We start from the raw sequence: 2151 nt of genomic DNA on the forward strand, positions 1-2151 counted from the left end.
TTCCCAAAAGCATGGCACTTCTGTTGCTGTTTCTTCTTCAGCTACTACTATAGGCAAAGAAGTTGGTAGTGGTGGTATAGGAGGAAGTTTTTCTGCTCAAAAATCAGCCACTGTTGCTGATTCTGACGTTTCGGGTTTGCTGGGTATTGCGTTATCTCCTGAGAGTGCTCTAATAATTAAAGATCTCTTTTCTAAAGTGGATGTATTTTCTAGACGTACCTACAAGAGTATGATAGGCAAACAACTTCCATCAAATGTGAGTGACAGACTTACTGTGACTGAGCGAGCTATTTGGTACTTTACCTATAGATTAATGTGTGAAGATGGTTTTGTATCCAGATGCTTTGGCGAGTACCATCACGAGTACCGCCCTGGTTTCATACGTGCTCTTCCTGATATTCGAGTACTCTCTGATTTTCCTGAAGGTAATGTAGTGCCATTACCTAGAGATAGGTTGTCAGATTTTTTATCGAGGCTAGATTGTGCTGTCCATAATAAGGTGAAGTCTGTTTTTGACTCTCATTGGAGTGAAGTTTCTGTTACTCTGGAAGAAGGGTCCTTGAATTCTGTTAGTTGTAAAGATTTTATCGATGTTCTCGAAGTTGCCGGTGTTCCTCCGCTAGCATCATCGGCAGTTACAGGAGGTAAAGGCCGCCGTGCAATAAGTAAAGGCACAGGCGAGTGTTCGGCATCAGGAATTAGTGTTACAGATCTTACACACACTCCCCCTTCTGGTTCTAAATTATTGCCACCTCAGTCCCATCCTGAACGTACGAGTTCTCAATCTGGTTCACAATTGGGCCCTTCATTGTCATTAGGAGATTCTTATAGTGTACCTTCCGAATCTGTTAAATGTGTTGATTTGATAGGTGTTAAATTACATCCTGACAGTGCTGAATTAATTTGTGGCCTCTTTCGCGAAGTTCGTTCTTCTGCCAAAATGTCTTTCTCAAGATCGATAATAGATTACATTTCAACTATAATGATTAGCGAGCTTTCGGCCCTTGAGAAAGCTATTTGGTTCAAAACCTATAGGAAGCTGCATCTACTTAAATTTATGTCTAGGTTAGTTTGTGTGTATCACTGCAGGCATTATACTAATTTTATACGTGCTCTTGGGAGTATTAGAGTATTGTCAAGTCCCTCTGATCGTAAGCTAGTGACATTAAGTGGAGTCGGGTTATTAGGTTTTTTGTCGAGACTAGATTGTGCTATTCGTGGGGAGATGGAATCTATATTTAACTCGGGATGGGATAGAGCAACTGGTAAAGTTTTTTCTGAACTAGAAGATGGATCAATGAGCACTGTTAGTTGCGAAAATTTTACTAGAATCCTTGGTATTGTTGGTGTTCCTGTAGTAGCATTTTCAGTTTCTCAAAGATGTGACGCGATAAGAAAAAGACGAGACCGTGAGATAAGTAAAATGGAGAAGTTGGGAGGTGGTAGTGAATGTGCGGTTGAGGTTACGGAGCCAGGTTCTTCTTCAACCGTTACTACTTCAACTACTACTGCTACCGCAGGTAAGAAGGTGAGTACTAGGGGTAGTGGAAGGTTTTCTGCTCAAAAATCCGCCGTTGATCTGGATTGTGCTTCGCTATGTGCTATGGTACTTCCTGAGTGTGCTCTGATGATTAAAGCTCTCTTTTCTAAAGTTGGTGCACTTGCCAGGAGTATTTATGAAGACATGGTAAGCAAACAGCTCCCACAAGAAATAAGTGACAAGCTTTCGGTGACTGAAAGAGCTATTTGGTACAGGATCTACAAGGAAACGTGTGGGGTTGGTTTTGTGTCCAGGTGTTTTGGTGAGTACCATACTGAGCACCGCCCTGGTTTCGTACGTTCTATTTCTAAAATTCAAGTATTATCGGATACCAAAGGTAATTTGCTAGATTTTTTATTGGGGCTGGATTGTGCTATCCGTAGAGAGATAGAGTCTGTTTTTAGCTCTTGTTGGAGTAAAGTTTCTGTTTCTCTGGAAGATGAGTCCTTGAGTGCTATTAGTTGTGGAGATTTTGTTAGAGTCCTTGACGTTGCTGGCATTCTCGCAATGGCGTTATCAACAAAGGTAGAGGCCTATATAAGGAAAAAAGCCAGTAAAGGTGAGGGTGTAGCACCAGTAACTAGTGTTGTAGACCTTACGCATTCTTCTCT

Annotated in this window: 1 protein-coding gene; it reads left to right on the top strand. The window is 41.5% G+C overall.

Features of this window, described 5'->3' with window-relative positions; genetic code table 11:
- Positions 1-2151: hypothetical protein (locus A6733_RS08670; protein ID WP_176696734.1), on the top strand; the 2151-nt coding region annotated here is incomplete at both ends.

It is taken from the genome of Candidatus Ichthyocystis sparus (genome assembly GCF_900078745.1).
Lineage (GTDB): Bacteria > Pseudomonadota > Gammaproteobacteria > Burkholderiales > 2013Ark19i > Ichthyocystis > Ichthyocystis sparus.